This window comes from Vibrio galatheae (genome assembly GCF_000967545.1).
Classification (GTDB): Bacteria; Pseudomonadota; Gammaproteobacteria; order Enterobacterales; family Vibrionaceae; genus Vibrio; species Vibrio galatheae.
Genome location: NZ_JXXV01000005.1, coordinates 18,933 through 42,469 on the forward strand (window position 1 = coordinate 18,933; position 23,537 = coordinate 42,469).

The window sequence follows — 23,537 nt, forward strand, 5'->3', positions numbered from 1 at the left end:
CAAGTGATGAGTTTTCGTGTATCTTGTGACCACTACACTGTTAGTGTAGCTGACGATAAATAGCGGGACTGATTCCAGTTTTCTTTTTGAAGATACGTGAGAAGTAAGAGACATCATTGTAGCCACATTGAAATGCTATAAACGAAATTTTTTCTTTGCGATCACGAGTAAGCAGTTGTTTGGCGAGGTTTATTCTCTTTAACGTCAGGTAGTCACGAAAACTCACACCAATCGTTTTGTGGAAGAACTTAGAAAAATAGGTAACGGAATAATGGCAATACTCAGCAACGTCCTCTTCTCTAATGGTTCTCGACAAATTTTTCTCTATGTATCTGAGCATCTCCACTAGGTCTTTACTGATGTTTTTTTGCGACTGCTTCTCAACTAAACGGTGAATATCTAAAATCTCTTGGTGCTTTGCAAAGTGGTAATAAACTTGTTTATTGAGTTCATCAGACCACTGCCTGACATCATCGTGGTTGATGGAAAAAACTGAAAAAACCACATCTAATTGTTGAATTTCTTCAGATAAATCGTTGTTACAGATAATAACCAAATGTTTGTCTAGGTTTTGGCACAATTTGATCGCGGTACGCAGTAGGGGTTCAACCGACTCTTCATAATAGAAAAAGCAGAAATCGATGTCGGGCTCACTGAGGACAGAAACATCATAGCCAAAGTCAAGAATGTGGAAATACCTTTCCATTTCTCTAATTAAATCTTTGTTAATATAGGTTACTGATTTTCCTAACCAATACCCTTTATGTAAAACATCCAATGTATGCGGCCTTTAGTGATTCTTAAATACAATAAAGAGGAACTATAGCGTTGAGCTTAGTATGAGTTATTTGAGTTGACCAATTCGATTTATTGAGTTTTTGGATGTTTAGTTGATTAAATATTTGAACTGGGTTCACAGTTTTAATTTTACTAAAATTTGTCAAGTATCAAAAGTGAGAATTAATAAAAAACTTTAAAGCCATATCTATGTGGTTAACTTGCATGTATAAGATTGTTTTTATATTAAGTGTTTATACTTTATTTTTTATTATTAGAGTTAATAGTTTAAATACACATTCCCCAAATATAAAAGTAAGAAAGTCCAATAATGTGTAAAACTTAAGACAAAAAAATACCATAAATAGACAAAATAATCCTAACCCTAGCCGCCGTATAAATCTAAATTGTCAATAAGCACAGCGCTTAATGAACTTTGGAAGGAGACATATCATGAGCAAGCTTATTAACAACATCTCTGCATTTATGAAAGACGAAGAAGGTTTAACCGTGGTCGAATACGTTGTGGGGGCCGGACTGCTTGTTGTTGCATTAGCGGCAGTATTTGCAAATTTTGGTACTACTCTTCAAGGAGAGTTAGACAGTGTCTTTACTGCATCTTCATAGGTAGAGCCTGCATCTTTAGTAGATCTAAATAGAGAGCGAGCAAGACCCGTATTGATGTTAATGCGGGTTTTTCAGTTATGCTGGGAGGCGGACCTTGTCGAAATTTGACTTTTTGATTGATGAAGAGGGGCTGACCGTGGTTGAGTATGTCGTTGGTGCTGGGTTAGTCGCCATTGGTCTTACTATTTTATTTCTAGGTTTTGGGGGGCTGGTGTCTGAAGAATTTTCGACTATCTTCGATTAAGAAAGGTTGAAAATTGATAACTGAGGAACGGTTTAATGGATGTGTTAGTTTGGGCAGTCTTAATTGCTATCGCCGTATCGGATGCAAAGGAGCATCGAATCCCTAACGTTTTATTATTGGTTGTTGTAATTCTAGTGCTCATAAATAAAGCGTTTATTCTTCATGATTACTCCCTGCTGTTCTGGTCATTTGCCAGTGGGAGTGCGTGTTTTTTCGGTGCACTGCTGTTTTATTTTATGAAAGTGATGGCGCCGGGTGACGTTAAACTATTGGGTGTCGTGGGTTTTTGGCTGGGCACCGAAAATACATTAGATGCTATCTTTTGGATTGCTGTCGCCAGTGTCACTATCGGAATGTTTTACGCCTTTTTGAGGATGGCAGACAGGCCAGAACAAACCAAAGTGCTATTTAGAAAATACTCTATACTTGCTTTATATGGGCGTTCTTCATTAAAAAGTATGACGAGTAACAGCTCGCAGGAAGAACGATATAGAATGCCATTCGCACCAGTGGTTGTAATTGGATTGGCAATGCATCAGTACTTCTAAGTAGCAACTGAATAAAGAAAGGAGTCTTTATGGTTCAATCTACAGTGGTCAAAAAACACAGAGTAGAATTGACACCTCAGGCAGAGTCGCCTCCTGTGCCAACCTCTTTCGATGCTCTTGAGCTACCTAAAGCCGTTTTAGAGAATCTTCTTCTTAAGCACCTCGCAGCGTACCCAAAATCAGATATTCTCCAACTGACCAAGCTAATGTGCATTAATAGCCACATGATTGAAGATATGCTTGGTGATTTAAGAGCGAAATCCCAAGTAGAGGTTTTCCAAGGCCAAGGCAGTGGATTCAATGCTACATCAACTGGGAATGTAAGATACGGATTGTCTGAGCAGGGAATGCAGGAGGCCGATACAGCCTTTGCTAAAGACGCTTATCTTGGCCCTGTCCCCGTGTCACTATCTAGCTACGAAACCATGGTTCGGGCTCAAGATGTTCGTGCACGAATGGTTAACCGACAAGATGTCACACACGCACTAGAAGAGGTTTTAGGGGCTGACAGGATGATTGGTTACTTAGGGCCAGCGATCAACTCTGGGCGAGCGCTGCTCTTATACGGTGATGCGGGTACCGGTAAGACTTTCGTTGCGACTAGGCTTTTAAACTCACTGAATACGTCGGTTTATATTCCTTACGCTGTTTATGCGGCTGGTAACATTATTAAGGTGTTTTCTCCACAGCATCATAAACGTGTTACTAGTGATGAAATACGCTCAATTGCTTTCAAAGAGCAGTTTGATCGGCGCTGGTGTTTATGTGAGCGTCCTAGTATTCAAGTTGGCGGCGAGTTAACGATGGATATGTTGGAAGTAAACCATAGTGAGCACAATCGAGTATGGATGGCGCCACTACAAATGATGGCAAACAATGGTATTTTCATCATCGACGACCTTGGCCGCCAGACAATGCCTGTTGCGACACTGCTTAATCGTTGGATTGTCCCTATGGAGTATTTCTACGATTATCTTTCTCTTCCTAATGGCCAGCAGATCACTATCCCCTTCATACTCACGTTAGCTTTTTCGACCAACCTAGATCCAGAAAAGATCAGTGACCCTGCTTTCTTACGTCGCCTAGGTTACAAAATTCAATTCGGCCCTTTATTAGAGTCAGAGTATCGGCAGTTGTGGGGGCAGTTCTCACAAAGTCGCAACCTTGATCTTGCAGAGGACTGTTTACCATCACTGTTAGAATTACATCGTCAGCATAGCGTTGGCTTTTATCCTTGTATTCCAAAGGATTTAGCAGGTATCAGCCGAGATATTATTGTTTTTGAAGAAGTTGCCCCGGTCATTACCTCAGAGATCGTCAAGCGCGCATGGGAAGTTTACTTTACTGCTGATGGCAAAGGAGGAGGTGCTCGATGAGTCGCAACCAAGTGATATTACTATTCTTACTATCTATCGCATTTGGCCTTGGCGCGGTCTTTTTTGCCAAGCAGTGGATGGACCAGCAACTCACGCCACAAAAGGAAGTGGAAGTTGTAGAGCGTGAGCCGGTTATCATCGCAGCTCAAGAAATTCCTTCAGGTAGTGTGATTGAAGAGCAACATATCAGTTCTAAGTTACTTGAAGTATCGTGGCGTGAAGAGTCACAGTTTGTGTCCGAGGATGAACTACTAGGTCAAGTTGCAGCAACGACTATTTTTCCAGGCGAAATAGTGAGTAAAAATCGCTTGGCTAACTCTGGAGAGGGGTCAACACTTGCCGCGCTTATTCCTGAAAACAAACGGGCAGTGACAATTCGAGTCAATGATGTCATCGGTGTTGCTGGTTTCCTATTGCCGGGGAACAGAGTTGATGTGCTTAACACCATCAGTTATAGCGCGACCTCAGCGACGACTTTAACGGTTTTAAAAGACATCAAAGTATTAGCGGTCGACCAAACTGCACGAAGTAAAGAAAACAAACCCATCATAGTACGAGCAGTGACTTTAGAAGTGTCGCCAAGACAAGCTGAGAGACTTTTGACGGCGCAGAGCAAGGGCGATATTCAACTTGCGCTACGTAATCCGCATGAAGAGGAAAAACCAGTCAAAAGATACGTTGCGCCAAGTGTCACCATCCTGAAAGGCACAGAAACGAGCAACATCAGAGTCAAGGATTGAGGTGAACTATGTATAAACTATTGATAGTAATAAGCCTGTTTATATTGAGTGTCGTAAGTGCACATGGTGCAACTCAATCAGGGAAAGTGGTGACAGTACCGCATCATAAATCGACGCATGTGACTTTGGCGGGAAAAGCGAAGCGAGTGTCTCTTGGCGATCCCAATGTGCTCGACATCGTGATGCTTAAATCAGACGAAGTATTTTTAATAGGTAAGAGATTGGGGTCGACCAACTTGATGGCTTGGGATAGTCGCGGACAACTGATTGAATCTATCAATATTGAAGTGACTCATGATTTAAATAGCCTTAAAGCGAAACTGTACGAATTTTTACCCAATGAGAAAATTGAAGTTCACAGTGCGCAAAATCGATTAATTCTTAGTGGCCAAATCAGCAACCAAGCGTCGATGAACATTGCCTTAAGGGTAGCAGAGACTTATTCGGCCGGTCAGGATGCAGATAAAGAGAATGAATCTCTCAGTCAACAAGTGGACAAAACGGGTGTGATCAATCTTATGACCATTGGTGGCGCGCAGCAAGTGATGCTTGAGGTGACGGTTGCCGAGGTTCAACGCAGTTTAGTTCGTAAGTTCGATGCTAACTTCAATTTCTTCCAATCTAGCGGGTCAAAGTTTAATTGGGGGGGCGTCAATGGGCCTGGTGCCATTCTAACCGACACGATACCTAGCTTTGATGCTACCCCTATTTTCGGTAACCCAGCTATTACTTCTAGCGGCTTACTTGGCTCATTTATTGATGGCAATACTCTGTTTACGTTTGCCCTCGATATCGCGCGGCAAAACGGTACCGCTAAAGTTCTTGCAGAGCCTAACTTAACTGCTTTGAGTGGATCGAAAGCCGAGTTCCTTGCGGGGGGGGAGTTTCCTATCCCGGTACCGGACCAAGACGGAATAACCATAGAGTACAAAGAGTATGGTGTGGGGCTTAAGTTTATCCCGACTATTTTAAGCGACCAATCAATTAATCTCGACCTAGCAATAGACGTGAGTGAAATAGCCAATAGTTCATCTTTAACTCTCTCACCTGGTGAAACCAATGGTACTTATGTTATACCGCCAATTACCCGCCGAAGTGCATCATCGACGTTAGAACTGGCTGACGGACAAACGATAGGTATTGCAGGTTTGCTGAGTGAAAATGTCAGAGATGTAGCGGAAAGAATGCCTGGCTTTGGTGACATCCCGGTCTTAGGCCAATTGTTCAACAGCCAAGAATATATTTCGGGTGAGACTGAGTTGGTTATTTTGGTCACGCCACGACTCGCGAAGCCCATCGATCGACGTAATATCTCATTGCCCACGGACTCTTTTGTTGAACCAAACGATGTTAAGTACTACCTGCTCGGTCGAGGGGCTTATATTGCGCCTGCAAAACAAGTCAAACAGCCAGCGGAGCGTGAGCAAGAGTATGTTGACCACTCTAAAGGTGGCACTGAAGGTACATTTGGACACAGTTTATAGGAGGCAGTATGCAACATATAAAAGCAATATTGGGCGTGCTTGTAATAACACTGCTGCTTGCGGGTTGTGTGAATAAAACAAAGCAGTTTGGTGCTCATGTAGCTAAACTTAGAGTAGAACAAACATACAACTTGGATGCGACACAAGAGAACCTTGGCGTCATTCCAGTCGGTAGTGGTGAACGAATGGAAAGTGCCTATCAAGTTTATACTGGGAAGCAAGATTCCGAGTTGAAAGGCACTGAGAGTCAATTCCTCGAAGGGTTTGGTGAGTAAGCCCGAAGGAGTTCCTATGAGCCGATGTACCAATATCAGGATGGCCAATAAGCAAAAAGGTTTAGCTTTAGTCTTAGTTACCGCGGCAATGATGTCGCTGATTGGGATCGCTGCTTTATCTATTGATGTTAACCATTCAATGTTAAATAAAACACGTTTGCAGAATAGTCTAGATGCGGCTGCATTAGCAGCTGCTATTGTTGTCGATAACGGAGGGACGACCGCAGAAGCTACAAATGCCGCAAATACAACGCTATCAAATGTAGCCAATGCGACGGGCAACGCTGAAATGGATTTTTCATCTGCGACTATTTCCGTCCAGTTTTCAAATGACCCCACCTTGTTTCCAGATGGCAGTTTTAATCTGGCAAATGATACATTTGTCCGAGTTTCTGTAACCGACTATTCGTTGGATAACTTTTTTGCGCACCTATTCAATGCAGAGAAATCGTTAAGTTCTTCTGCCGTTGCTGGCCCAAGCCCATCAGTCATTGATTCTAACAACATAGTACCAATTGCGGTTTGTGAAGGTGAAGCAGGGGGTACTAATGGTTATAATTCTGGTGAGGTTTATCCCATTAAAGTTGTAAGTCATAAAAACAGTGATATGGGTTCAGGAAACTACCAACTGCTAGATTTTGGTTCTGGTGCATCAACTGTGCGAGAAGCACTAGCGGGGAATCCAGATCCTGTCAACGAGTATCAGGAGACTTATGGGGCGATAGGCGTAGGAAGTATCGTAACAACTAAACCTGGCAACACCGTTGGACCTGTAGGTCAGGGATTGAATACGCGATTTGGCTCCTATAGCGGCGGTGGAGTCTCAGCAGACGATTATCCGTCTGATGTGTATGTTCGTGAATCTACAGTCTCGCCGACAACAGATAGCGATGGTAACGTAACGTATGAGGATACCAGTGGTGATGGCGGTCAACCATGGGGGTATGAAGATTATCTCGCGGCTTTACCAGATTGTACGGGCGATCCTGATTGTCGTATTGCTTCCGGAGGTCAATATAATCGCCGTGTATTGATTTTACCCGTAGTCGATTGCACTGGAGCAAAAGGCGGCACTACAAGTTTTGAGGTGACGGCTTTAGCCTGTTTCTTTTTATTACAGCAAGCTCCTACCAATAATGGGAGTAAAGACCCTGTCTATGGAGAGTTTATCGAAGATTGCTCAGCTCAAGGTGGCACACCTGGTCAAAACTCAAATGACGATGGACCTTACCGTATAGTGCTTTACAAAGATCCTAATGGAGGTGAGTCATGATTAGGAATACTTTGAGAACAAGACAGTGGGGTTTAGCAGCAGTTGAGTTAGTCATCGCAGCTCCAGTTTTGTTGCTATTGATGATGGCTATCACTGAATTTGGTAATGCGCTAATTAGTTACAATACACTAAACAAAATGGCACAAAATGGTATTCGTTTTGCGACCACTGAAATATCAGGTTCCGCTACCTATGACCAAATCGTGGATGAAACAGAGATCAAAAATGTTGTTGTGTATGGACACAAAACGGTCGGCGAAAATTCAAGTTCATTAGTCGCAGGCGTAACAACATCTGATGTTACAGTTGATCACAGCAATGGATATGTGACTGTAACCGTAGCACATAACTATACCCCACTCATCACATCATTTAACTCCGATATAAACTTTTCTGTGCCCCTGAATGCTTCAGCTATGATGAGGACAACACCATGAAAAAGAGTGAGAAAGGAGTAACGGTGATTGAGTTTACTCTCATTTCAACTGCACTGCTGTTGATTATTTTTTCTATCATTGAAGTAGGAAGGTATGTCTACTCCCTTCAAGTTATTAATGACGTTACTCGTGTGGCAGCTCGACTTGCTGTTGTTTGTAGAGTTGAAGACCAGAACGATATATCCGCTTTAGTGATACCTGATTATGCACCAGGAGGGCTGACAGCCGCTAATATAGTTGTAGATTACTTAGATGACTCAGGAAATGTAGTGATAGGAACTCTGACAGATGACGCGGTGTTTTCTACAATTAGTTATGTAAGGGCAAGAGTAGTTAATTTTAATTACCAGTACACAGGGTTACTGAGTTTTGTAAATTTAACTGGGCTTTTAGCTGTACCTGAATTTGAAACGATTAGGCCAAGGGAAAATTTAGGTCATCATCGAACTTCAGGTGGAACCAGCAGTAGTACTGATTGCTAGGAGGCATATATGGGAGAGGCTGTGAAGATAACGCCAAATGGGAGTGCGCCATTGAGATTAAAAACCAATCTAACTATTTGGGTTTTTTACTCGTCGGATGCTTTTCATTTGCACATCAGTCACGAGCTATCTAAGTGCCAGAGCATTAGTTATGAAATGATTTCTTTTCATGGTCTCGTCGTTGGAAATTTGGCTCATTTTTCTCCGCCAGATCTGATTTTTGTGGAAACTGGCCCGAATTGGGCACAAAAAATAGTCGAGCTGCAAAATTATGAGTCACCTGAGAGTCATAATGAGAACCATGAAGCATCGCTTATCGTATTTGGTAACGAAAATGATAATGGCGCACTAAAAATTTCACTGCGAATTGGTGCTGCAGATTTTGTTTCTAATACAGCGCAAATAGAAGAGCTGATTCCATTACTTAAGAATGTCGCTGAAGAAAAAGTGGCAAGTCGTAATTTGGGAGAGATGTTGGTGTTTATGAATACTAAAGGTGGTTCGGGGGCTTCAAGTATTGCAATTAACTCAGCGATAAAAATGGCCAAGCTCCACCCTAACCATGTTCTGTTGCTCGATTTGGATCTACAGTTTGGTGTGGTTAATGACTACTTGAGTATTAACCCTACCTACAGCATGACGGATGCTTTGGCTAACGTATCTGATCTCGACGAAGTTTCTCTGGGCTCCTTTGTTACTAAACATCCATCAGGTCTACATATCCTCTCGTTTAAAAGAGAGAATAGTCATGAAAACTACGAAAAAGCGAAACATCTCAACAAGTTGCTACCTCTGCTGAGAGAACATTACCCTTACGTTATTGTCGATTTATCGAGAGGGTTAGATCGATTATTTGCACCAGTCTTAGCCCCAGCAACTAAAGTTTACTTAATTGCGCAGCAGAATTTAGTCGCAATTAAAAATGCCACTCAAATAATGAAACTTCTATCGTTTGAATTTGGTATCAACAAGGAACAAATAGAGATTGTTATCAATCGGTTCGAAAAACGACAATCAATTCGCTTGAAAGATATCCAAGCTACGGTCGGTGACATTCCCGTGCATGTTGTTCCAAATGAATTCAAAGTGGCATTAGAAAGTGCCAATTTGGGGCGTCCGTTCGTCGAAGCGAAGAAAAGCAGTTCTATAGCAAAGTCAATTAGTCGGTTTGTTGATTCGCTTTCTCCGCAGCCTGATGAGAAAAAAGGCTGGCTTAAACGGTTATTCTCTTAATTTTTCATTTACGGTGGCAGAGAGATTATGTTTTTTAAAAGAAAAAATCTAAATCCTGAGTTGCAAGAAAAAGTCGATGCGTTAGAGCTGCAAAGTCAAGAGCGCGCGACCGAAAATGAAAATATTCAGCAACAAGGTGGTGCCTCTAGCGATAATAACTCACTTAAAGATAAGAAAAAAATTGAAGCAGAAGCAAAAGGTAAAGTTGTCGAAGAAACTCGTAAGCAATTGGCGTTAGAGCAAGAGGTTAAACGTTATTACCACCAAAGGTTGCTAGAAACATTAGACCTTGGACTTTTGGCAAGTTTGGATCCAGAAAGAGCCAAAGCTGATCTGCACGATGCCATTATTCAGCTAATGGCGGATGATCAAACACACGCACTCAGTGCCGAGGGGCGTAAGCGCGTCATTCAACAGATTGAAGATGAGGTGTTTGGTCTTGGCCCTTTAGAGCCGCTTTTACATGACTCGACCGTATCCGATATCTTAGTTAATGGCCCCAAACATGTGTTTGTTGAACGTCGAGGTAAGCTTGAGCAAACGCCTTATACATTCTTGGATGAGCGCCACTTAAGAAACATCATTGACCGAATTGTCAGTCAAGTTGGTCGACGTATTGATGAGGCTTCCCCTATGGTGGATGCTCGTTTGGCCGATGGCTCACGTGTGAATGCGATCATTCCCCCGCTGGCGTTAGATGGATCTTCAGTATCTATTCGTCGTTTTGCGGTTGAAAAACTTAACATGGGTAATCTGCTTGAGTTCAACTCTCTCTCTCCCGAAATGGCTCAGTTTGTTGAAGCGGCAGTTAATGGAGCTTTAAATGTGCTTATCTCTGGAGGTACGGGCTCGGGTAAAACCACAACATTGAATATATTCTCCAATTTTATTCCCTCTGATGATCGTATTGTTACTATTGAAGACTCGGCGGAGCTGCAGTTACAACAACCCCATGTTGTTCGCCTAGAAACTCGCCCTGCTAACCTTGAAGGGAAGGGGGAAATTACTCAGAGAGACCTAGTGAAAAACTCGCTACGTATGAGGCCCGATCGGATTGTTCTGGGGGAGGTGCGTGGCGCTGAGGCTGTCGATATGCTCGCTGCCATGAACACCGGTCATGATGGCTCTTTGGCAACTATCCACGCTAATACCCCACGCGACGCGTTATCTAGGGTAGAGAACATGTTTGCAATGGCTGGCTGGAATATGTCGGCAAAAAACTTGCGGTCACAAATCGCCTCTGCGATCCATTTGGTGGTTCAAATGGAAAGGCAAGAGGATGGTAAACGTCGAATGGTGAGCATTTGTGAAATCAATGGCATGGAAGGGGAAATTATCACCATGTCTGAGCTATTTCGTTTTAATCGCCAAGGCATGGATGAAGAGGGCAACGTGCTGGGCTACTACACAGCAACGGGAATCGTACCTCAGTGTCATGACCAACTGTCTAAAAAAGGACTGCATCTTCCATTCGATATTTTTAATGAGAAATTCTCTTAGGGGGCGTTATGCAGCAGGATGCGACGTTATTCTTCATTTTACTCTTCTTTGCGGTTGTGTTTATTTCGCAGGCGCTGATTCTTCCTGCGGCAGGGAATAAAGCTAAACACAAAGAGTTATCTCAACGGTTAAAAGAGTCACAGTCTAATGTTGATGAAGAAGCGAGGTCTTTGCTGCAAGAGCACTATATTAAGAGCTTAACGCCGTTAGATAGACGGCTGGTTAAAATTCAATTTTTCTCTTCGCTAAAAAAAACCATTGAATTGTCAGGGTATGACTGGAGTTTAACGCAAACATTAACGGTCACATCGCTGTTTTCTATTACCGTGCTGACCACGGCACTAATTTTTAGGCAGCCAATCTATGTTGCAATTGTCGCTGCATCGGGTGTCTGGTTTATCCTCTATTTTTGGCTTAATAAACGGATTTCCGATCGTTTATCGGTATTCGAAGAGCAACTGCCAGAAGCACTCGATATTATCCGAAGAATGCTTCAAGCTGGGCAGCCCGTGACGCAAGCGTTTAATGAAGTAGGTAATGAAATGCCTGCGCCAATAGGTGTTGAGTTTAAAAATACCTATAACCTGCTTAACTATGGCTATGATATGCGCATGGCTATTATGCAAATGGCGGAAAGGACACCTACGGTATCAATGCTAGCTTTTTCTAGCGCTGTGTTGCTACAAAAAGAGACCGGGGGCAACTTATCAGAGAATTTAGAAAAAGTATCTAGAGTGCTAAGAGCTCGATTTAAGCTCCAGAGAAAGATCAAGACACTTTCGGCTGAGAGCCGCTTATCTGCTTGGATTCTTGTCCTTTCCCCGTTTATTTTATTTGTCTTTATGTCTTTTATTAATCCAGAGTATGTCGAGCCACTCTACACTGATCCGCGAGGGATGGATCTCGTTAGCGGTGGGATCGTAAGCCTTTTTATTGGCTCGATGTGGATCAGAAAGATCATTAACTTTGAGGTGTAATTATGGAAACCTTCCTAGAACAGCTCAATGCTCTCCAACTTGATGAACAGACAGTCTTCCTCACTCTCATACTCATTGCGACGATCTTGGTTATTTTTACCGCATTAATGTTGTTATTGGGCTCTAAATCCCCGCTAACGCAAAAGCTTGAAGAAATACGTAAAAGTTCGGGTGGCGATAAACTGAGAAAGAATCGACGTTTAGATAACACGTTAGAAACTTTAGCGCCGGTAATGCAACCATCAAGCAGTAAAGAGAGCGCAAGTATACGTAATAAGCTGATGCATGCCGGATATCATGATGCCAACGCGCTTACCGTGTTTTATGCGTTGAAGGCATTTTCTATCTTAATGGGATTGATCTTAGCAGCCTGTTTCTACTTCTTTTTACCCGATATGTCTCAGCTCCACCTTGTGATGATCGTTAGTGTTGCTATGGGACTCTATACCCCGAATGTTGGCCTGAAATTTATGGTAGATAAGCGTCAATCTCGTATTCGCGGTGGTGTTCCTGACGCGCTCGATCTTCTGGTGGTATGTACTGAGTCCGGTTTAGGGTTTAATGCGGCATTACGCAGAGTCGCAGATGAGTTGATGATCTCTCATCCTGATTTCGCGGATGAGTTAGACACCGTTTGTGCCAAGATTAAAGCTGGTGTGGAGATGTCAACAGCATTCAATGAGCTGGTTGACCGAACCGGTTTGAAAGAGATTGCTGGTCTGGTCACTATGTTGTCTCATGCTTCGAAGATTGGCGGGAGTTTATCGCAAACATTGCGAGAATATACCGAAGATTTTCGCGATAAGCGCAATCAAGAAGTTGAAGAAATTGCTGCAAAAATCCCAACAAAAATGATTTTTCCGCTGTTGATATTTATATGGCCATGTTTTTTTATTGTTGCGATAGGGCCTTCCATGTTGTCACTGACGGCTACATTAGGAAAATAAGGATTTGTTATGAAAGGAATACGTTGTCTACTGGTATTGGTATCACTTTCTTTGCTTGCCGCCTGTGCAAATAAGGAGTCAAGCCTAGATACTTCGCTATATGACGGAAAGCCCATTGATACTCTTTCTTTGGATGAGCCGCCAAAAACAGAAAAAGAAGCCATTCAGCGTGGTGATACGGCTTTGAGTGCTGGCAATACGGATTTGGCTTTGTATGAATACATTCGTTCGTTGGAGTTCGAAAATGGGCAATTCAGGGACAAGGCACTGTTTAATATTGGTCGTATCCACCAGTCACGAGATAACATTGCTTTGGCCGAAAAGGCCTACCTAATCGCGGTTGAAGAGAACCCGAATAACACTCAAGTACTAGAGCAATTAGGAATTCTTTACAGTAGCAATGGGGATATACGACAAGGAAAAAGTTATTTCCTACGTGCTGTGAATGCCGACCAAGTCCGATTTAACAAGGTTGATACGCTTTCTAGTACCGATCTTACAACGGTTGAATCCGTTGCAAGCCTGCAAGTTGATCGACACTCGCCAGAATATGCCTATATGGGTTTGGGCGTGGCTGCTGATTTGCAACAACAGCACGAGTTAGCGCAGGCATTCTATAAGCAATCACTGAGTATTAAGCCAGATTCAGCTAAAGCTTTGATTAATGTTAGCTATTCGTTCTATATGTCGGGCGACTACCGCAAAGCGCAACGTTTTGTGTTGCAAGCATTAGACATCGAGCCTAGCAACGAAAAAGCGTTAAATAACCTCGCTTTAATTTACCTAGCAAAAGGTGAAGTTAACCGTGCGCTGAATGTTTTTTCTCGTCATATGGATAAGCCTGAGGCGCTCAATAATGTTGGTTACTTCCTAACGCTACAGGGTAAACCTGATGAGGCGATTCCTTACCTCCAGCAAGCGATTAACACGAAGCCGACTTACTACAAGGTTGCTAATGAGAACTTAGAGAAGGCGCTGGCTATGGTTAGGGAAGAGGAAGCCAAACAAGATGAATAGAAAAAGGAGAGCACGTGCTCTCCTTTCTTTTGGTGTGTTTTACGTGACTAACTCGCATAGCCGATGGCTAAACCCGCCAGCATATAAAACACCACCATCCATACTATCGGTAGCTTATGTTGTTTAAGTAGATAGAAACCAACCAGCACGAATGAAATATCTAATGGGCTGTCGATTGCACTGGTAAATACAGGTTGATATAGCGCGGAGGCCAGTAAGCCGACTACCGCGGCGTTAACACCATTTACGGCGCCGGAAATCTTGTCATTCTCAGCCAAAGATTGCCAGTTTTTCAGCACACCTAAAAGCAATAGAAAACCCGGTAAAAAGACCGCCAGTGTCGCTATCAAGGCACCTAAAACAGGAGCACTCGGCATTAGTTGGTAACCAATATAAGTAGCAAAGGTGAACATTGGGCCAGGTACAGCTTGCGCCGCAGCATAGCCGGTCAAAAAAGCATCTTGGCTGAGTTGATCGCCGACGATGTTTTGTAGCAGTGGCAGAACGACATGTCCTCCGCCAAATACCAAGCTACCAGCTTGATAAAAGTCATTGAACAACTGCAACGCAGGCTGGCTTTGGGCTATGAGTGGCAACCCCACCATTAGTATTACGAACAAGCTTAATGGAAGTATTGATGGTTCAAACTTGCCTCCGATCTGGGTATTTTCATTGCCTAGTGACTTTAAACCCACTAAAGCGGCAATAATCAGCACACTCATTTGAGTCGCAATTCCGGGTATAAGTAGCAGTGCAACTGCAGTCATCAAGCACAGAGTAACGGTTATTGTCTGCTTACAGAAGTTCTTATACATTCCCCATGTTGCGTCAGCCACCACTACGACAGCGAGTAGTTTTAGACCGTGAACAATATATTGAAAAGCACTCGCGTCAGTGAGCTGGCTACTCAACATTGCCAGCGCCAACATTATGATGGCTGAGGGTAGCGTAAAGCCAGCGAACGCCATACATGCTCCGCCTAACCCAGCCCGCTTGTAACCCAACGCAAAGCCAACTTGACTCGAACCAGGGCCTGGCAGGAATTGGCTTAGTGCAACAATCTGAGCGTACTTTTTATCATCTAGCCAATTGAGTTTATCGACGAAGGTGTTTCTAAAGTACCCGATATGCGCAGCAGGTCCGCCGAAACTAATCCAACCAAGCAGAAAAAAAGTTTTAAAAATGGACCACATGAACACTTACTTTGTTTGGTATTTATTAGTGCCATTACTGTACTGATTGAAATAAAATGACTCAAATTAATAGTAATAATATTTAGTATGAATGTAATGGGATTTCTCTGATGAAAGATTTCAATTGGAAAGAGGTCGACCTGAACTTATTGGTCGCATTTCAGGCCATATTTCAAACTAAGAGTGTCAGCTTGGCAGCGGACCAATGCTATGTGAGCCAGTCGGCGATGAGTCACACGCTGCAAAGAATGCGCACATTGTTTAATGATCCGCTGTTTGAAAGAGTAGGGACGAAAATGGAACCTACTCAGCATGCGATCGATATTGCACCGCTCATTGAAAGCTTGCTTGGGAGTATTAAGAACGATCTCTTGGTTAAAAAGGGTTTTACGCCCGAAAGTTATACAGGAATTTGGAAAATTGGCTTAACGGATTACGCCGAGCAACTGTTTGCACCTAGCTTATATGATGCGATTAAACAGCAATCACCACATTCACAAGTAAGTTTCTTCAATGTTAATCGCAGTAACTATGCTGAGATTACAGAGAAGGAGAGGTTAGATGTGGTGATTGGCAGTATCGAGAATCTCAACCGCCGTTATCATTCGGAGCTCCTTTATACAGAGCAACATTTGTGTTTGTTTGACCCAAGCGTTGTCACCGTGGACAAATCGATGAGCTTAGAGGCATTCACTGCCTATGAGCATGCGTTAGTTAGCCCTGATGGTAGCTTGCACACTCAGGTAGATAATGAATTAGCTAAAAGAGGGTATAAGCGTAGAGTTGGTGTTGCGTCGCGCAATTTTTTAACAATTAGACGTTTATTAATTGGGAGAGAGTTAATTTGTATCGTCCCTAAGCGATTTGCTCAAATGGAAATAGACAGCCATGGCCTCAAAGCGGTTACTCCCCCAATTCATGTTGCGGATTTTGATATTAAACTAATCTATTTTAAATCTTCTCAGCATGAAGAAAAAAATCGTTGGCTGTGTGATCTGATTCAAGGCATCGCAGGCCGATCTGATTAAGGGAGTGTTGGGCGAGCCAAGCAATTGTAGCCTATCCAAAATTGAGTCTTATAGACAAGATTAGGATCGTAGACTGGATAGTGATGTATTCGCATAAATAGACGGTAACTAATTGCTAGCGCAATGGAGATACAGATTAAGCAAGTCATTAACCGGAGAAAGTATGGTGGCTTAGTTCGACTCAATGGCGTGGTTGTCGTAAGGCTCGCCCAGTACAATGCGATACTAAGGACTGCCATTAACTGGCTGAGAGGCGAATCTAGAACGCCTGAAACCAAGCTGTATCCTAGCCCAGACAGCAGGCTCACCCCAAAAACACGCGTTAGACGCCTTTTAACTGTCACTAGTCGGTATACGACCGACAGACAGAGTCCAATGTATGCAAGAGTAGTAATTGCGCCCCAGTGAACGAGTACATTGAGCAGGGAGTTATGTGGTCTGCCATACGTCTGACTATCGCATACAAATACATCTGCCCCCAATCCTGAGAATGTAGCCATTTCCCATGCTTCGCGCCAGAGCTGTAATCGACCAGAGCTATCGGTACGGATTGTTGTCCACTCAGCGGGAATTCCGAGTACCAAACTTGGGATAGGGGAAAGTAACAGTATTTTTACTGCGGTCCCTACTAACACGCTTTGCCAGCAGAGCGACCACCAAAGTTTTCTGTTGGCTTTGTCTAATATAATCAGCAAGACAAATGCAGCTATCACTGAGATGGCTTCGCCTCTCGCATCTGTTGCGACGATAACGCTTATACAGACAGCAAGTAACAATCTCAGTGCAAAAGCGCTGCGCTGGCGGCGAATCTGGATTAGGCCTAAATACGCAATAGGAATGACTAGCCAGACGTGTACTTGATTGAGAAACCGAGCGTTAGTAAAACCTAGCAGGGTATGTCTTTGAACGGGAATTCCCTGAGAAAGAGATAGCCAGTGGACAATGGCAACACATAAGAACAGCATCAAGCCAATCCAGGTGAAGTATTGTAATACCCTCACTTTTTCGATGTTTACGACTTGTTTGATTTGAATTGTGAGTACAAAGAGCCCTATTAGGTAGAGAAACTGAAGTGTGGCAGCCAAAGGGTAAGAGGCGTTGATGGTAGCAAAGGCAGAAAACAGAACAAACAGTGCGATAAAAAAACGATTGTGTTTAGAGGTTAATTTGAACTCTTGAGCGAAATCGTTGGTGGTTCGTGTCGATACAACCGCTATAACGAGTGAAGCGAGCATAAGTAAGATAATAAATATGCGCTTACTGTCGTAGAGCAGAAAACTATTAGCGCGGGCAATAAAAGGGTTGAGTGAAAAGAAAACGAGCCCAAGCAACGCTACTCTAAGTAATACGCGATAACTATTCTGTGTTTGATTCATCTGACCCTAAGTATCTAAAAATATAGCATTATCTTTAGTCTAGAATAGATAGTGAATGTTTGTTGGCTGAGGAACTAAAAAGCTGCTGGTTAGCTGATTTTTAGTCGGTTCTAGCGTTAACTACTCAACTCGTAGTCCTTGTTCATCAAGCAGATGACAATCGTTAGCCTTGCATCTCAGTTCCAGTTTTTGAAACTTAGTTATTTCTTGGTCACCCGGTAAATGGACTTTAAAGCCATCGACATCGCATGATTGACCTAACATGTAAGTGCTATTACCTAGACGTTTTATCACTTCACTTTGGAACTTGAGGTACACATAATTCTTAGAGTGATAAGTTGCCCGGTAGATAAAGTTTGAGTTTGCGGATTTTGGATCCAGAAGCTTGTCTATTGCTTGAAATTACGCAAATCTAGACAGACATAGAGTCTCGCATTGCCATAATGATATAGCGAAACCACTCGCCCAGCTTCCAAAGTGATCGATCCTGCGATTTAAAAGAGGGTAATGGCGGCGAGCTCTGGTTCGTTAGTAAAAATGGCAGCGGTAGGATCGCTAAACAGATAGGTCACGCCAGTTAAGTAACCAACGTAGCAGCCAGTTTGAATCTGACTGCGCTCAATGAGATAAATGTTGTATATTTCATCTTACGTTGAAGTTATTAAATGCTCTTTATTATGCTGTTATTCAATATCTATTCACAATGTATGGCATGGAAAAATCTCTTGAATAATGGTGCGAGTGATTCGTTAAAAGTAAGGGACGAGCGTTGAGCGGAAAAATCACAGTAAGAGCTTATAGTCGTAGCTCTGATGGTCATAGTCATAATCACTACCAAGTGTTATTGCCGCTAAGAGGATTTATTGATCTGACCTTAGACGGCGAGGCGGCGAGTGTCTCTTATGGCGATTGTGTGATTATTGCGCCTCAATGCTATCACGAGTTTCGTGCACGTGAAGATTTTCGTTTTTTGGTGATTGATGTTGACCAATTGCCGCGCCCTTTGGTCGAGCTTGAGCGGCCAATTTTAGAGTTAGATGGCGCGACACATCAATATCTCACCTTTATCGAAAAGCAGCTTGAGCAAGATATTGAAGGAGAATTGGAAGAGAGTCTGTTGTCTCTGTTATTTGAACTTCTGGCTCGCCAATGTTCTTCCAGCAAGATGGATGTACGGATTAAGAACGTCATCCAATACATCCATCAAGATATCGCTAGCAACCATTCAATTGAAGAGCTAGCGAATATCGCCTGTTTAAGTGCCACGCAATTTAAATACTTGTTTAGCAGAGAGGTACAGCTATCTCCGCTTAAGTACTTAGCGAAATTGAGGATGGAAAAAGCGCGCACCTTGCTGATTAATACCGATATGCCGGTAAGTCGAATTGCCGAGGCGGTGGGGTTTGGCAATCCCTCCTCTTTTACCCGCAGTTTCAGTGGCTATTTTGGTTTACCACCGAAAGCTTATCGGGCTCACGATTAGATTTCGATTGGCGTCGATACAGTACAATACAAAGTGCAACGACAACCATGCCGAGCATCGTAACTGGCGTAAGCGTGGTGCCAAATAACAGATGGTCAAACAGGTAAGTTAAAATAGGAATAGCGTAAAACAGTACACTGACTTTATCCGAGCTCTCGTATTTAACCATATACATTAGCAGTAATAGTGCGCCGACTGATACCACCAAGCTCATCCACAATACCGAGAACACCAAACCTTGCTCCCATTCCACTTGCCAGCCAGAGCTTAGCCCGAGGGCGGTGAAAAACAGACTCGACATCAAACATTGATACCACATGGCTTGAATCGAGTGGACTTTGACCGACGCTTGCTTGATGGTGCCCCAAGTCAAAGAAAATAGCGCCAAGACAGCAAACCCAATACCTGCCCATTCAATGCCATCTAGGTTTTGCGCTCCGGCGATAGCGATAGTTAAACCGCTGAAGCCCAGTAGTAGTAATAAGATTCTGGCGAGGTCCAGTTTTTGTCGGCAGAGCAGAGGGGTGATTAACGGCTGGACACCTAAGATAAGAGTGACCAATCCCGGTGACATCTCTGTGCCTATGGCGAGAATGTAGAAAGCCAAATAGAGGATTTGTAGCAATAGGCCCACAAGCAAGAGCGCTTTCAGATCAGAGCGACTAAGCCTTGTGAACACAATAGAACTAAAACGTTTGGCTACGAGATAGAGAACAGTAACAAAGATGAACGAGCTTGCTGCACGCAGAGCCAAAAAGCTCCATTCAGAAGAAAACTGTAAGCCAAGTTTCACGATAACCGCACCGCTACTCCACATCACCAGGAACAGCACAGGTGCCATAGAATCTAACTTCAACATGGTAATCAACCTTTCAATATATATGACGATTTAGACAAATAGCGGCCGCTAAGTGTGAGTCTCACTATATCGCGACAATGGATTGATGAATGATCCGAAAAGACGGTTTTCTATGCGTTTAAGGCGAAGTTGCCAAGCAGAAGGGGGGCTGTGTAGCGAAAGAGGTGGTCGTAAATATAAGATAGCGGCACTAATCAATGCACCGAGCGAAGACAAATTAACTCGCTGGAACATTGTCTAGCCCGCTCTGACGGACATATGTATGCAAATTGTCTAGTAAGAAGAAATTAAGGCTTGTTGGCTTGTCGCCATAATTGCCGCAGCCAGACTTCACTGGACATCACTTGCTCTGCGCACTCAACCATATACGGCTTGCCACTAAACCAGCTTTTCGACGCCACGTCAGAGATAAACATCTCTATATCCGTGACGTCGTCTTTGGCGTAATTCCACTTATTGCGGATATGCTCAGCGGCTTGCTGCGAATTGTATTGGTCGCCGTTGCGAATAAAAACACACGGCGAGTGCTCAATTTGGCCAATTAAAACTTCGACATCTTGTTCTACGCTCGCCAACGCGGGAGCCGCCCACACGCTGGCGAATAAGAGTGTATAGCTAAGCTTCATTGTTGCCTCATTTTTACAGATTCCACCATGGTTTGATTGGCAACGGCTCTGAAAGTTCGACTCGTTGGCCAATTTCGGGGCTGACCATTGAAACGCCCTTTTGCTGACTGATCTCCAATGCTTGTTGCATCGGTTCATTCCAGTCATGCATGGCGAGATCAAAGGTGCTGTTGTGAATGGGCATCATCACTTTACCTTTAAGATCAATATGTGCCTGGACACTTTGCTCGGGGAACATGTGGATATCTGACCACAAGGTGTTGTAAGCACCAGTCTCTATCATGGTGAGATCAAACGGGCCGTATTTTTCCCCAATTTCTTTGAAGCCAGCGAAGTAACCAGAATCGCCGCTAAAAAACACCTTGTGTTGCTGGCCGTTGATAACCCAACTGCCCCATAAGGTGCCGTCACGGTCAGTCAATCCACGTCCTGAAAAGTGCTGAGTTGGGGTCAATACATATTGCACATCATTGTGGATATGCGATTCCCACCAATTTAGCTCAATGATTTTCTGTTGTTCGACGCCCCAAGCTTTAAGCAACTGACCAACTTTCAGCGGTACCAGAAAAAGGTCAACCTTGTCAGCTAATGTTTTGATTGATGTCTTATCTAAATGATCGTAATGGTCATGGCTGATGAGAACCACATCGATGTGAGGAAGATCATCTAATGAGATTGGCGGCTGGTGGAAGCGTTTCGGTCCAGCCCATTGTACCGGAGATGCTCTATCACTAAATACAGGATCGGTCAGGATCAGTTGCTGATCGAGCTTCATGGCAATCGTCGAATGGCCTAAACGGTATAAGACATCTTGTTGTTCATCACGCAGTTGATCGGTTGTGATGGCATGAACCGGAAGTTCAAATGTTGGTGTTGGATTTAAGCGCTCGGTCGTGAAATAGGCTTTAGCGATTTTCATCAGGTCGCCAAAACCGCTCTTGTATTCCAGTTCCGTATTAGCGAATTTTTCTGGGTATTGCTTGCTAGAACTTTTATCACTACTAGTACAAGAGATGAGTGAGGTGGTCATAATTATCGCTCCTAAACATACAGCGGCCAATAATAATAGGCGTTTCACTATCGATACCTTAAAGTAAACTATACGGTGTAGTTTACATGCTTTACTTTTAAAGTAAACTGCTTAGTGTAAAATAGATCAGGTCGCAACTAAGTAGGATCGTTAACTCTATGAAAGTAATTAAGAAAGGCCGAAGTGAAATCAAACGTGAAGCGATATTGAACGCGGCAAAGCAGGCTTTTCAAGAGTTTGGCGTACAAAATACCAGTATGGATAAGCTATCTGCGATGGCCCAAGTCTCTAAGCGAACGGTTTACAATCATTTTGCTTCTAAAGAAACTATTGTCATGGAACTGTTGGCAGAGCTATGGCGGACGTCAATGGCAGAGCATGATATTGCAGGGTTTATAAACCTAGATTTAGAGCAACAACTTGTTGCTTTGCTCGAAAGTGAAATTAATGTCGTCACCGATCCGCATTATATTGAGCTCGCTAAAGTGGCCTTCGGTTATTTTTTCTATAAGCCGGAAGAACTCAAGCAACAAGACGCGAAAATATCTAAGCAAGAAACCGCTCTCTACAACTGGCTAATTGAGCAACAAGCTAAGCAGACGCTAGCGATTGATGATATTGAGTTAGCCAGTACTCAATTGCACAGTTTGGTCAAAGGGAGCGCATTTTGGCCGCAAGTTCTGAGTATGGAACCTTCGTTAACCCAAACAGAGGCGAGGGTGCTGGCGCAACAAACGGCTAAATTGTTTATGAGCCAATACCAGATTTGTGTTGATACGAAGAACTTGGGCCTTTAGTCATCAATTAGAACGCTTGGAAATTGAGCCGTGAAAGCGCTTACACTTATGGGGCTAAATCACGGAAATAAGGTAGAATTGATTGCTAAACTGTTTAACAACATCAAGCATTGAATATTTGCGCTCAAGAGTTTCTGGAGAGTAAAAGTGAAAGTACTAGTAACAGGTGGCATGGGATATATCGGCAGTCACACTTGCGTTCAAATGATTGAAGCTGGGCTAGAGCCAATCATCGTCGACAACCTATGTAACTCACAACAAGAAGTGCTTAAGCGTATCGAAGTATTAACTGGCAAAAAGCCAATCTTTCACTTAGGTGATATTCGTGATGAAGCTTTTTTGGGCTCAGTGTTCAATCAATATGATATTGATGCAGTGATTCACTTTGCAGGTTTAAAAGCGGTCGGTGAGTCAGTCGAAAAACCGCTTGAGTACTATGATAACAATGTCATCGGCACGTTAGTGTTGGCGCGCTCTATGCGTAAGGCTGGCGTGAAAAGTATTGTCTTTAGTTCTTCGGCTACTGTGTATGGCGATCCTGAAGTCGTTCCAATTACAGAAGATTCACCGACAGGCGCGACCACTAACCCGTACGGCCGCAGTAAATATATGGTCGAAGAGTGCCTATCTGATTTATTCAACGCAGAGCCTGATTGGAGTATTACACTATTGCGTTACTTTAACCCTGTTGGCGCACACCCTTCTGGCATTATGGGAGAAGATCCACAAGGCATTCCAAACAACTTAATGCCATTTATCGCCCAAGTTGCGGTTGGCCGCCGAGATAAGCTCTCCGTATTTGGTAACGACTACCCAACCCCAGATGGCACTGGTGTACGTGATTATATTCACGTAATGGATCTGGCTGACGGTCATATTGTTGCGTTAAAGGCGGTGGGTGAAACAGCTGGTTTGCATATTTACAATCTAGGGGCTGGTAGAGGCTCAAGTGTACTGGAAATGGTTGATGCTTTTGCCAATGCTTGTGGTAACCCCGTGCCTTACGAGTTATGTGCACGTCGTCCGGGTGATATCGCCGAATGTTGGGCAAGTACTGAGAAAGCAGAGCGAGATCTGGGCTGGAAAGCCACTCGCAGCGTTACTGAAATCGCGGCCGATACTTGGAACTGGCAGTCTAAAAATCCACAGGGATATTAATTTTGTAGCATTTTAGTTCGCTAGTTTACTGTATTAGAGAGTTGAGTAAG

The 23,537-nt window shown here is 43.3% G+C and carries 25 protein-coding genes and 1 pseudogene; 19 read left to right on the forward strand and 7 right to left on the reverse strand.

What is annotated here, in order from left to right:
- Positions 1-40 precede the first annotated feature (40 nt).
- On the reverse strand, positions 41-778 hold the full coding sequence (locus TW81_RS01380) for a helix-turn-helix domain-containing protein (RefSeq protein WP_045953935.1): 738 nt from the start codon (positions 776-778) through the stop codon (positions 41-43).
- Between the two features lie 452 nt (positions 779-1,230).
- Here TW81_RS01380 and TW81_RS01385 point away from each other — a divergent pair, with 452 nt between their 5' ends.
- From TW81_RS01385 to TW81_RS01450, 15 genes are all read left to right on the forward strand, one after another.
- Positions 1,231-1,404, forward strand: a complete 174-nt coding sequence (locus tag TW81_RS01385; RefSeq protein ID WP_045953936.1) for a Flp family type IVb pilin — start codon at positions 1,231-1,233, stop codon at positions 1,402-1,404.
- A 94-nt stretch (positions 1,405-1,498) separates the two neighbouring features.
- Positions 1,499-1,648 carry a Flp family type IVb pilin gene (locus tag TW81_RS19375; protein WP_204243969.1) on the forward strand — a complete coding sequence of 50 codons (150 nt, stop codon included), beginning with the start codon at positions 1,499-1,501 and terminating at the stop codon, positions 1,646-1,648.
- A 35-nt stretch (positions 1,649-1,683) separates the two neighbouring features.
- The gene (locus TW81_RS01390) at positions 1,684-2,196 is read left to right on the forward strand and encodes a prepilin peptidase (RefSeq protein WP_045953937.1); all 513 of its coding nucleotides are present in this window, start codon (positions 1,684-1,686) and stop codon (positions 2,194-2,196) included.
- Positions 2,197-2,225: 29 nt separating this feature from the next.
- Positions 2,226-3,572: an ATPase AAA gene (locus tag TW81_RS01395; protein WP_045953938.1), complete on the forward strand. Its 1,347-nt coding sequence runs from the start codon at positions 2,226-2,228 to the stop codon at positions 3,570-3,572.
- Positions 3,569-4,312: a Flp pilus assembly protein CpaB gene (gene cpaB, locus TW81_RS01400; RefSeq protein ID WP_045953939.1), complete on the forward strand. Its 744-nt coding sequence runs from the start codon at positions 3,569-3,571 to the stop codon at positions 4,310-4,312. Before TW81_RS01395 ends, cpaB begins: the two co-directional genes overlap by 4 nt.
- Before the next feature lie 8 nt (positions 4,313-4,320).
- Positions 4,321-5,796: a type II and III secretion system protein family protein gene (locus tag TW81_RS01405; protein ID WP_045953940.1), complete on the forward strand. Its 1,476-nt coding sequence runs from the start codon at positions 4,321-4,323 to the stop codon at positions 5,794-5,796.
- 8 nt (positions 5,797-5,804) lie between these two features.
- Positions 5,805-6,071 (forward strand): hypothetical protein, encoded by a 267-nt coding sequence (locus TW81_RS01410; protein ID WP_045953941.1) that lies wholly within the window; start codon positions 5,805-5,807, stop codon positions 6,069-6,071.
- A 16-nt stretch (positions 6,072-6,087) separates the two neighbouring features.
- Positions 6,088-7,344, forward strand: coding sequence for a pilus assembly protein TadG-related protein (locus TW81_RS01415; protein WP_045953942.1), 1,257 nt, complete (start codon positions 6,088-6,090; stop codon positions 7,342-7,344).
- Positions 7,341-7,781, forward strand: a complete 441-nt coding sequence (locus tag TW81_RS01420; RefSeq protein ID WP_045953943.1) for a TadE/TadG family type IV pilus assembly protein — start codon at positions 7,341-7,343, stop codon at positions 7,779-7,781. The genes TW81_RS01415 and TW81_RS01420 overlap by 4 nt, the downstream gene beginning before the upstream one ends.
- On the forward strand, positions 7,778-8,263 hold the full coding sequence (locus TW81_RS01425) for a TadE/TadG family type IV pilus assembly protein (RefSeq protein ID WP_045953944.1): 486 nt from the start codon (positions 7,778-7,780) through the stop codon (positions 8,261-8,263). The genes TW81_RS01420 and TW81_RS01425 overlap by 4 nt, the downstream gene beginning before the upstream one ends.
- 9 nt (positions 8,264-8,272) lie before the next feature.
- Positions 8,273-9,496 (forward strand): AAA family ATPase, encoded by a 1,224-nt coding sequence (locus TW81_RS01430; protein ID WP_045953945.1) that lies wholly within the window; start codon positions 8,273-8,275, stop codon positions 9,494-9,496.
- Positions 9,497-9,523: 27 nt separating this feature from the next.
- Positions 9,524-10,996 carry a TadA family conjugal transfer-associated ATPase gene (locus TW81_RS01435; RefSeq protein ID WP_045953946.1) on the forward strand — a complete coding sequence of 491 codons (1,473 nt, stop codon included), beginning with the start codon at positions 9,524-9,526 and terminating at the stop codon, positions 10,994-10,996.
- Between the two features lie 8 nt (positions 10,997-11,004).
- Positions 11,005-11,973 carry a type II secretion system F family protein gene (locus tag TW81_RS01440; protein WP_045953947.1) on the forward strand — a complete coding sequence of 323 codons (969 nt, stop codon included), beginning with the start codon at positions 11,005-11,007 and terminating at the stop codon, positions 11,971-11,973.
- 2 nt (positions 11,974-11,975) lie between these two features.
- The gene (locus TW81_RS01445) at positions 11,976-12,920 is read left to right on the forward strand and encodes a type II secretion system F family protein (protein ID WP_045953948.1); all 945 of its coding nucleotides are present in this window, start codon (positions 11,976-11,978) and stop codon (positions 12,918-12,920) included.
- Between the two features lie 9 nt (positions 12,921-12,929).
- Positions 12,930-13,937, forward strand: coding sequence for a tetratricopeptide repeat protein (locus TW81_RS01450; protein ID WP_045953949.1), 1,008 nt, complete (start codon positions 12,930-12,932; stop codon positions 13,935-13,937).
- A gap of 47 nt (positions 13,938-13,984) precedes the next feature.
- Here the strand turns inward: TW81_RS01450 and chrA are convergent, their stop codons facing one another.
- Positions 13,985-15,130, reverse strand: coding sequence for a chromate efflux transporter (chrA, locus tag TW81_RS01455; RefSeq protein ID WP_045953950.1), 1,146 nt, complete (start codon positions 15,128-15,130; stop codon positions 13,985-13,987).
- Positions 15,131-15,240: 110 nt separating this feature from the next.
- Here chrA and TW81_RS01460 point away from each other — a divergent pair, with 110 nt between their 5' ends.
- Positions 15,241-16,158, forward strand: coding sequence for a LysR family transcriptional regulator (locus TW81_RS01460; protein WP_045953951.1), 918 nt, complete (start codon positions 15,241-15,243; stop codon positions 16,156-16,158).
- Here TW81_RS01460 and TW81_RS01465 read toward each other — a convergent pair.
- Together TW81_RS01465 and TW81_RS19630 are read right to left on the reverse strand one after the other, a co-directional pair.
- Positions 16,155-17,534 (reverse strand): O-antigen ligase family protein, encoded by a 1,380-nt coding sequence (locus tag TW81_RS01465; RefSeq protein ID WP_045953952.1) that lies wholly within the window; start codon positions 17,532-17,534, stop codon positions 16,155-16,157. The genes TW81_RS01460 and TW81_RS01465 overlap by 4 nt on opposite strands.
- A gap of 120 nt (positions 17,535-17,654) precedes the next feature.
- A pseudogene (locus TW81_RS19630) lies at positions 17,655-17,852 on the reverse strand (ABC transporter); the annotation flags it as partial.
- 451 nt (positions 17,853-18,303) lie between these two features.
- On the opposite strand from TW81_RS19630, the gene TW81_RS01475 reads away from it, so the two are divergent.
- On the forward strand, positions 18,304-19,017 hold the full coding sequence (locus TW81_RS01475; protein ID WP_084715782.1) for an AraC family transcriptional regulator: 714 nt from the start codon (positions 18,304-18,306) through the stop codon (positions 19,015-19,017).
- On the opposite strand, the gene TW81_RS01480 is transcribed toward TW81_RS01475, so the two are convergent.
- From TW81_RS01480 to TW81_RS01490, 3 genes are all read right to left on the reverse strand, one after another.
- Positions 18,968-19,876 carry a DMT family transporter gene (locus TW81_RS01480; protein WP_045953954.1) on the reverse strand — a complete coding sequence of 303 codons (909 nt, stop codon included), beginning with the start codon at positions 19,874-19,876 and terminating at the stop codon, positions 18,968-18,970. The genes TW81_RS01475 and TW81_RS01480 overlap by 50 nt on opposite strands.
- A gap of 287 nt (positions 19,877-20,163) precedes the next feature.
- A complete protein-coding gene (locus tag TW81_RS01485; RefSeq protein WP_045953955.1) occupies positions 20,164-20,502 on the reverse strand; it encodes a DUF5329 family protein in 339 nt (112 codons plus the stop codon).
- A 13-nt stretch (positions 20,503-20,515) separates the two neighbouring features.
- On the reverse strand, positions 20,516-21,532 hold the full coding sequence (locus tag TW81_RS01490; RefSeq protein WP_045953956.1) for an MBL fold metallo-hydrolase: 1,017 nt from the start codon (positions 21,530-21,532) through the stop codon (positions 20,516-20,518).
- A gap of 158 nt (positions 21,533-21,690) precedes the next feature.
- Between TW81_RS01490 and TW81_RS01495 the strand changes: the two genes are divergently transcribed.
- Together TW81_RS01495 and galE are read left to right on the forward strand one after the other, a co-directional pair.
- Positions 21,691-22,329, forward strand: a complete 639-nt coding sequence (locus tag TW81_RS01495; protein ID WP_045953957.1) for a TetR/AcrR family transcriptional regulator — start codon at positions 21,691-21,693, stop codon at positions 22,327-22,329.
- A gap of 147 nt (positions 22,330-22,476) precedes the next feature.
- Positions 22,477-23,487, forward strand: a complete 1,011-nt coding sequence (gene galE, locus TW81_RS01500; RefSeq protein WP_045953958.1) for a UDP-glucose 4-epimerase GalE — start codon at positions 22,477-22,479, stop codon at positions 23,485-23,487.
- The last annotated feature ends 50 nt before the right edge of the window (positions 23,488-23,537 follow it).